This window comes from Streptomyces polyrhachis, assembly GCF_042663125.1.
Lineage (GTDB): Bacteria > Actinomycetota > Actinomycetes > Streptomycetales > Streptomycetaceae > Streptomyces > Streptomyces polyrhachii.
In genome coordinates this window covers 1-879 of the sequence record NZ_JBHSZO010000089.1, presented here as the reverse complement: position 1 = coordinate 879, position 879 = coordinate 1, and the positions used below count along the sequence as shown (strand labels likewise).

At 69.4% G+C, this 879-nt stretch carries 1 protein-coding gene; it reads right to left on the bottom strand.

What is annotated here, in order from left to right; genetic code table 11:
* Nucleotides 1–879 (bottom strand): 2-oxoacid:ferredoxin oxidoreductase subunit beta (locus ACFQLX_RS25680; RefSeq protein ID WP_386418925.1); only part of this gene is annotated, 879 nt, incomplete at both ends.

Genomic DNA, 879 nt, shown 5'->3' with positions numbered 1-879 from the left:
TCGACGGAGCGCAGCACGCCGATGGGGGTGTGGTGCAGGGTGTCGGGGTCGGCGAGGCGGGAGAGGGCGAAGGCGGTGGTGGGGGAGGGGGCGTGGGCGTCGTGGACCAGGATCTGCGACTCGTTGGCCGTGGTCACGTCGACCACCCGCAGTTCGCCGGTGAGCGGGTCGCGCAGGACGCCCTTCGCGTCGCCGATGCCGAAGCGGATCGGCTGGCCGTGCTCCAGGCGGATCACCGCCTCCTGGGCCTGCGTCTTGTCCTTCAGTGCCTCGAAGGCGCCGTCGTTGAAGATGTTGCAGTTCTGGTAGATCTCCACCAGCGCCGTGCCCGGGTGGGCGGCCGCCTGGCGCAGTACCTCGGTCAGGTGCTTGCGGTCGGAGTCGACGGTGCGGGCGACGAAGGACGCCTCCGCGCCGATGGCGAGGGAGACCGGGTTGAAGGGGGCGTCCAGGGAGCCCATCGGCGTGGACTTGGTGATCTTGCCCAGCTCGGAGGTGGGGCTGTACTGGCCCTTGGTCAGCCCGTAGATCCGGTTGTTGAAGAGCAGGATCTTGAGGTTGACGTTGCGGCGCAGGGCGTGGATGAGGTGGTTGCCGCCGATGGACAGCGCGTCGCCGTCACCGGTGACGACCCAGACGGACAGGTCGCGGCGCGAGGCGGCAAGTCCCGTGGCGATGGCGGGGGCGCGGCCGTGGATGGAGTGCATCCCGTAGGTGTTCATGTAGTACGGGAAGCGCGAGGAGCAGCCGATGCCGGAGACGAACACGATGTTCTCGCGGGCCAGGCCCAGCTCCGGCATGAAGCCCTGCACGGCGGCCAGGACGGCGTAGTCGCCGCAGCCCGGGCACCAGCGGACCTCCTGGTCGGTCTTGAAGTCC